Genomic DNA, 6,667 nt, shown 5'->3' with positions numbered 1-6,667 from the left:
CGGGGCCGGGGTTGCGGTGCCGCGCGCGGTCACGGCGCCGCGGCTGGCGGATCTGGCCAAGGCCATGGCGGGGCTGACCCCGCCCTTCGCGCTGAAGGGGCTGGGGTTTGCCCACAAGACCGAGGCCGGGGCGGTGCGTCTGGGGCTGGCCAGCCTGGACGGCCAGGCCGAGATGCCGGGCGCCACCGGCTATCTGGTCGAGGAAATGGTGACCGGCGCGGTGGCGGAAATCCTGCTCGGCCTGCGCCGCGACCCGGTCTATGGCGTCACCCTGACGCTGGGCATGGGCGGGGTCACGGCCGAGGTTCTGGCCGATACGGTCACGCTGGTTCTGCCCTGCACGCCGGCGCAGGTCTTGCAGGCGCTGCGCCGGCTGCGGCTTTGGCCGCTTCTCGACGGCTATCGCGGCCGGCCCAGGGCCGACATGGAAGCCGTCGCCGATCTTGCGGTGCGGCTGGGCGATCTGATGCTGGCCGATCCGGGCCTGGAAGAGATTGAAATCAACCCGATCCTCGTGCGCGCCGAAGGCGCTGTCGCGGTGGATGCCTTGATACGGAGGGCCTGACGAATGGCGATGCAGATGCGGACCGAGGGTCCGGTCAAGACCCGGCGCGAGGGCGCCATTCTGGAAGTGACGCTGGACGCGCCCAAGGCCAATGCGATCAGCCTGAAGACCAGCCGGCAGATGGGCCTGGTCTTCCGCGATTTCCGCGACGATGACAGTCTGCGGATCTGCATCCTGCGCGCGGCCGGGGAAAAGTTCTTCTGCCCCGGCTGGGACTTGAAGGCCGCGGCCGAAGGCGATGCGGTCGATGGCGATTATGGCGTGGGCGGTTTCGGGGGCCTGCAGGAATTGCCGAACCTGAACAAGCCGGTGATCGCCGCCGTTCAGGGCATCTGCTGCGGCGGCGGGCTGGAACTGGCGCTGTCGGCCGATCTGATCCTGTGTTCCACCAACGCGACCTTCGCCTTGCCGGAAATCCGCTCGGGCACCGTGGCCGATGCGGCCAGTATCAAGCTGCCCAAGCGCATCCCCTATCATGTGGCGATGGATCTTCTGCTGACCGGGCGCTGGTTCGATGCCGATGAGGCCTTCCGCTGGGGCCTGATCAAGGAGGTTTGCGCCCCCGAGGATCTGCTGGAAAAGACCTGGGCCCTGGCGCGGCTGCTGGAATCGGGGCCCCCGCTGGTCTATGCGGCGATCAAGGAAGTGGTGCGCGAGGCCGAAGACATGCGCTTCCAGGACGCGATGAGCCGGATCGGCAAGCGCCAGTTCCCGACCGTCGACCGGCTGTATTCCAGCGAGGACCAGCTGGAAGGCGCCCGTGCCTTTGCCGAAAAGCGCGATCCGGTCTGGAAGGGCAAGTGAGCGCCCGCCGCAAGCCCGTGCCCCAGACCGAAGGGCTGGAGCGCTTCACCATCGCCCAGGCCGCGATCTGGCCCGGCCCGCTGGCCGAGATCCGCACCGGCCGCAAGACCGGCCACTGGATGTGGTTCGTCTGGCCGCAACTGCGCGGTCTGGGCCTGTCGCCCGCGGCGCAACGCTATGGCATTGCCGGACGGGCCGAGGCGGCGGCCTATCTGGCCCATCCGGTGCTGGGCCCGCGCCTGGCCGAGATCAGCCGGGTGATGCTGGCCCATCGCGCCAAGCCCGCCGCCGAAATCCTGGGCCCGATCGACGCGCAGAAGCTGCAGTCGTCGATGACGCTGTTTGCCTCGGTTCCCGGGGCGGATCCGATCTTTGCCCAGTTGCTGGCCACCTTCTTTGATCGCGGGCCTTGCGAAAGAACCCGCGCCATGCTGACCTTGCCGCGATAGCGGGGAGGCGATCATGGCTTTGAACACCACGGCGGCGGCGATGGTGGCGGCCGCCCGCGCGAAGATCACCGAGATTCCGGCGGCCGAGGCGGTGGCACTGCATGGCGACCCCGCGGTCCAGTTCGTCGATCTGCGCGATCCGCGCGAACGCGAGCGGACGGGCGTCATCCCCGGCGCCTTCTCTTGCCCGCGCGGCATGCTGGAATTCTGGGTCGATCCCGACAGCCCCTATTTCAAGCCGGTCTTCGGCGAAGAGAAGCGCTTCATCTTCCATTGCGCCAGCGGATGGCGCTCGGCGCTGGCCGTCGCGCTGCTGCAGGATATGGGCTTTCCCGCCGCCCATGTGACCGAAGGCTTCACCGGCTGGGTCGCGGCGGGCGGGCCGGTTGAACAGTTGGGCGGCGACGCCAGGGGCTGACTCCCACCATCCCCGACATTCCCTGTCGCAAACCGCCAATTCCCGGCCGTCGCGCCGATTAGGGTGCCGCCGAGAGGTGGCCGATGGACGAGACGGATTACATCATCGTGGGGGCCGGCAGCGCCGGCTGCGTGCTGGCCAACCGGCTGAGCGAAAACGGCCGCCATCAGGTCACGCTTCTGGAAGCGGGCGGCAGCGACCGGCGGTTTTTCGTCCAGATGCCGCTGGGCTATGGCAAGCTGTTCTACAACCCCGCGGTCAACTGGCTTTACGCGGCCGAGCCCGATCCGGGGCTGAACGGCCAGCGCGACCATATTCCGCGCGGCCGGGTTCTGGGCGGGTCTTCCTCGATCAATGCCATGGTGTGGATCCGCGGCCAGAAGCAGGATTTCGACGATTGGGAAGCCGCCGGCAATCCGGGCTGGGGCTGGGATCAGGTTCTGGCCGCCTATAAGGCGCTCGAGCATAACGAGGCGGGGGCGGATGCCTATCGCGGCCAGGGCGGGCCGCTTTACATCTCGCAGAACCGCCGCGGCCTGCACTGGCTGGTCGAGGATTACATCGCCGCCTGCGCCGAGGCCGGCCTGCCCTACAATCCCGATTTCAACGGCGCCGCGCAGGAAGGCGCCGGCACCTATCAGATGACGATCAAGGGAAGGCGGCGCAATTCGGCGGCGCGCGCCTTCCTGCATCCGGCGATGCGGCGGCGCAACCTGCGGGTCCTGACCCATGCCCAGGCGCTGCGGGTGATCGTCGAGAATGGCCGCGCCACGGGCGTGGAATACCGCCAGGGCGGCGAGACGCGGCGCCTGCGCGCCCGGGCCGAGGTGATCCTGGCCGGCGGCGCGATCAACTCGCCGCAGCTTCTGCAACTGTCGGGGATCGGGCCCGGGGCGCTGCTGCAGCAGATGGGCCTGCCGGTCCTGCGCGACAATCCCAATGTGGGCGATCACCTGTCAGACCATCACGGGCTGAACTACACCTGGAAGATGAAGGTCTCGACCTACAATTCCATCCTGCGGCCCTGGTGGGGCAAGGCCCTGATGGGGCTGTGGTATCTGGCGCTGGGCGGCGGGCCGCTGGCCAAGTCGATCAACCATGGCGGCGGCTTCTTCCGCACCCATGACGGCCATGACCGGCCGAACATGCAGCTGTATTTCCAGGCCTTTTCGACCCTGCTGCCCCGCGCGGGCGAAAGGCCGCTGCTGACGCCCGATCCGTTCCAGGGCCTCTCGGTCGGCCTGTCGAACTGCCGCCCGACCTCGCGCGGGCATGTGCGGATCACCTCGCCCGATCCCTTCGCGCATCCCGCGATCACCGCCAATGCCTATTCCACCGCGGAAGACGTGACCGAGATGCTGGCCGCGGTGAAATTCCTGCGCCGGATCATGGCGCAGCCCGCGATGGCGCGCTGGGTCGAGGAAGAGCTGCGCCCCGGCCCGCAGGTACAGTCGGATGCCGACCTGATCGAGGATTTCCGCAACCGGTCGGGCACGGTCTATCATCCCAGCTGCACCTGCCGCATGGGCCCCGACCCGGAAAGCAGCGTGATCGACGCCCGTCTCCGCGTCCATGGCATCGACGGCCTGCGCGTGGCCGACGCCTCCAGCTTCCCCAACCTGATCGCCGGCAACACCAATGCGCCCGCGATCATGGTCGGCTGGAAGGGGGCCGAACTGATCCTGCAAGACGCGCGCTGACCCCCCCGGCGGGATCGCCCGGCGGCACCCTGCGCCTCCGGCGGGGATGGTTCGGGTGGCATTTGCAGTAGGTGGTCGCTTTCTTCAGCTCGACGTGGCGGATGCGTCCGCCATCTGTCTCGTGCTATTCTGGTCGACAGTGAAAGTTTTGGGGGCGCCCAGAGTGATTAGATACCGTCTGCTCTTTATTCTGGCCATTGGATCGGCGTTTTCGGTCCAGACGCTGAGGGCGCAGGATCTCGACTCCGTGCCGCGAGACCCCGTGCCACAAGACGATGCGCCGCTGGAGACCCTGCCGCTTCCTCTTCCAGTCCAGATCATTGAAGACCAGGCAACCGCCGATGCCCGCGCCCGTCGCGAAGCCGAGGCGGTGGAACGCGAGATCCGCGATCTTGCAGCGCAAGAGGGGATGAACCAGGCCTCGCAGGCGATGAATGACGCAACACAACTCATGGCGTGCTATACGTTGTGGTCGACGCTGGTTGGTGCGTTTGGCGTCTTGCTCCTCGTTTGGACCCTTCGCGAGTCGCGAAGGGCCACGCGCGCTGCGACCGATATGTTGCGCCTCGAGGCTACACCTTTTCTTTCCGTCGAGATCATCGACGGGTCACGTGTTAGATTTAAGGACGGCAGATGGGGCAAGATGGATGGTGACGCGTTTCACCCCGAGCCGGTCACCTGCAGGATCGTGAATGGTGGCCGCAGCACTGCTGTAACTTTCAGATACTTTCGTTGCTGGGATTATACATGCAAAGATGGATGCCCGGATGTCATCGACCCCGAGGCGGAGGATGAAGCGCTGAACAAGCTGGGGGTCTCCGGGCGGCTGAACGATCCGTTCCATATGCCTGTCGGTCCGCAAGGCGCGTCCCCGACAATCGCAACATTTTCCGAAGCGCTACCGGCGCCGGGACCCGAAAACTGGGTCTATTTTTACGGATTCCTGGAATTCGCGGAACCGTCTGGAAGGCTGCGCGGACGGATAGGCTTCTGTTTCGTCTATGCGCCCGAATACAAAGAGCGAGGTTTTCACGTGGCCTTCCCCGAGAACCGCGACAAATACTGGTATTACGAGGAATTGCCCCGCGTCCCCGGCTCGAAGGCGTCTAAGATTTCACCCATTTCGTCGTCCCGTGCTACTCGCCCCTAGGAAAGCGCTTCTGCTCTTCCAGAACATTCAGATCCATGTGGTTGCGCATATAGCGTTCGGAGGCCGCGCGCAGGGGCTGGTAATCCCAGGGGTAATAGCTGCCGTTGCGCAGCGCCTCATAGACCACCCAGCGCCGGGCCTGGCTTTGGCGCACTTCGGCGTCATAGGCGGCCAGATCCCAGCGCGCGGCGGCTTCCTTGCGGAAATGCGCCAGCACCTCGGCCGCGCGCGGATCGGCGGCCAGGTTCACCCGCTCGGCCGGGTCGGCGGCCAGATCGTACAGCTGTTCGGGATCGGCGGGGCAGGCGATGTATTTCCAGGCGCCGTCGCGCAGCGCGACCAGGGGCGTGATCGAGCCTTCGGCGGCATATTCCATCGCCACCGGCCCGCGCGTGGCCCCGCCCGCCACCGGCACCAGGCTGGTGCCGTCGGTCCAGGGCATGACCTCGGACAGGTCCACCCCGGCCAGATCGCAAAGCGTGGGCAGCACGTCGATCGACGAGACCGGCCTGTCCACCCGCCCCGGCGCCATGCCGGGTGCGGCCACCATCAAGGGCACCCGGGCCGAGCCCTCGAAGAAGTTCATCTTGAACCACAAGCCCCGGTCCCCGAGCATGTCGCCATGGTCCGAGACGAAGACCACCACCGCCTCCTGCCGGGTCGCGTCCAGCACCGAAAGGATCTCGCCGATCTTGTCGTCGATATAAGAGATATTGGCGAAATAGCCCTGGCGCGCGCGGCGGATATGGTCTTGCGTCACCTCCAGCGACCGCCAGTCGCAGGCATCCATCAGGCGCTGCGAATGCGGGTCCATATCGTCATAGGCCAGCGCTTCGGGCGGTTCGCATTCGGGCGCGCCCTCGTACAGATCCCAGTATCTGCGCCGCGCGACATAGGGGTCATGCGGATGGGTGAAGCTGACCGTCAGGCACCAGGGCCGGCCGTCCTGGCCGCGCGACAGGTCGTACAGTTTCTGCGTGGCCTGGAAGGCGACATCGTCGTCATATTCCAGCTGGTTGGTGATCTCGGCCACGCCCGCGCCGGTGACCGAGCCCAGATTGTGATACCACCAGTCGATCCTTTCACCCGGCTTGCGGTAATCCGGGGTCCAGCCGAAATCGGCGGGGTAGATGTCGGTGGTCAGCCGTTCCTCGAACCCGTGCAGCTGGTCGGGGCCCACGAAATGCATCTTGCCCGACAGCGCGGTCTGATAGCCGGCGCGGCGCAGGTGATGGGCATAGGTCGGAATATCGCTCGCGAATTCGGCGGCATTGTCATAGACCCGCGTGCGCCGCGGCAATTGGCCGGACATGAAGCTCGCGCGTCCCGGCGCGCAAAGCGGTGAGCCGGTATAGGCCTGGGAAAACCGGGTCGAGCGCGCGGCCAGCGCCTTCAGGTTCGGGGCATGCAGGAAATCCGCCGGCCCGTCGGGGAACAGGGTTCCGTTCAGCTGGTCGACCATCAGGATCAGGATATTGGGGCGGGCGGTCATGCGGGGGCCTCCGGCGCGGGATCTGGCCCAAGGTTAGGGGCGCGCGCCCTGCGGCGATAGGGGGGATGCGCCGCCTCGGATCTGCCCTG

General features: G+C 66.6%; 7 protein-coding genes. 6 read left to right on the top strand and 1 reads right to left on the bottom strand.

Annotated elements, in window-relative coordinates:
- The 6 genes from K1Y73_RS13850 to K1Y73_RS13825 all read left to right on the top strand — a co-directional run.
- Nucleotides 1-565: acetate--CoA ligase family protein (locus K1Y73_RS13850; protein ID WP_225028898.1), on the top strand; the 565-nt coding region annotated here is incomplete at its 5' end.
- Between the two features lie 3 nt (nucleotides 566-568).
- The gene (locus K1Y73_RS13845) at nucleotides 569-1,369 is read left to right on the top strand and encodes a carnitinyl-CoA dehydratase (protein WP_225028897.1); all 801 of its coding nucleotides are present in this window, start codon (nucleotides 569-571) and stop codon (nucleotides 1,367-1,369) included.
- Nucleotides 1,366-1,818, top strand: a complete 453-nt coding sequence (locus K1Y73_RS13840) for a DUF1810 domain-containing protein (protein WP_225028896.1) — start codon at nucleotides 1,366-1,368, stop codon at nucleotides 1,816-1,818. The genes K1Y73_RS13845 and K1Y73_RS13840 overlap by 4 nt, the downstream gene beginning before the upstream one ends.
- 13 nt (nucleotides 1,819-1,831) lie before the next feature.
- Nucleotides 1,832-2,236: a rhodanese-like domain-containing protein gene (locus tag K1Y73_RS13835; protein ID WP_225028895.1), complete on the top strand. Its 405-nt coding sequence runs from the start codon at nucleotides 1,832-1,834 to the stop codon at nucleotides 2,234-2,236.
- Nucleotides 2,237-2,319: 83 nt separating this feature from the next.
- Nucleotides 2,320-3,936, top strand: a complete 1,617-nt coding sequence (locus K1Y73_RS13830; RefSeq protein ID WP_225028894.1) for a GMC family oxidoreductase — start codon at nucleotides 2,320-2,322, stop codon at nucleotides 3,934-3,936.
- A 55-nt stretch (nucleotides 3,937-3,991) separates the two neighbouring features.
- Nucleotides 3,992-5,086 carry a hypothetical protein gene (locus tag K1Y73_RS13825; RefSeq protein ID WP_225028893.1) on the top strand — a complete coding sequence of 365 codons (1,095 nt, stop codon included), beginning with the start codon at nucleotides 3,992-3,994 and terminating at the stop codon, nucleotides 5,084-5,086.
- Here the strand turns inward: K1Y73_RS13825 and betC are convergent.
- Nucleotides 5,073-6,578 carry a choline-sulfatase gene (gene betC / locus K1Y73_RS13820; protein WP_225028892.1) on the bottom strand — a complete coding sequence of 502 codons (1,506 nt, stop codon included), beginning with the start codon at nucleotides 6,576-6,578 and terminating at the stop codon, nucleotides 5,073-5,075. The two genes, K1Y73_RS13825 and betC, sit on opposite strands and share 14 nt — an antisense overlap.
- Between the last annotated feature and the right edge of the window lie 89 nt (nucleotides 6,579-6,667).

This window comes from Xinfangfangia pollutisoli (assembly GCF_020179405.1).
GTDB lineage: Bacteria > Pseudomonadota > Alphaproteobacteria > Rhodobacterales > Rhodobacteraceae > Pseudogemmobacter > Pseudogemmobacter pollutisoli.
The sequence above is the reverse complement of the archived record's forward strand: the minus strand, read 5'-3'. Positions and strand labels throughout refer to the sequence as shown.

Coding starts and splice junctions, on each gene's coding strand:
- K1Y73_RS13845 (WP_225028897.1), top strand. CDS start 569: ATGGCGATGCAGATGCGGACCGAGGGTCCGGTCAAGACCCGGCGCGAG.
- K1Y73_RS13835 (WP_225028895.1), top strand. CDS start 1,832: ATGGCTTTGAACACCACGGCGGCGGCGATGGTGGCGGCCGCCCGCGCG.
- K1Y73_RS13830 (WP_225028894.1), top strand. CDS start 2,320: ATGGACGAGACGGATTACATCATCGTGGGGGCCGGCAGCGCCGGCTGC.
- betC (WP_225028892.1), bottom strand. CDS start 6,578: ATGACCGCCCGCCCCAATATCCTGATCCTGATGGTCGACCAGCTGAAC.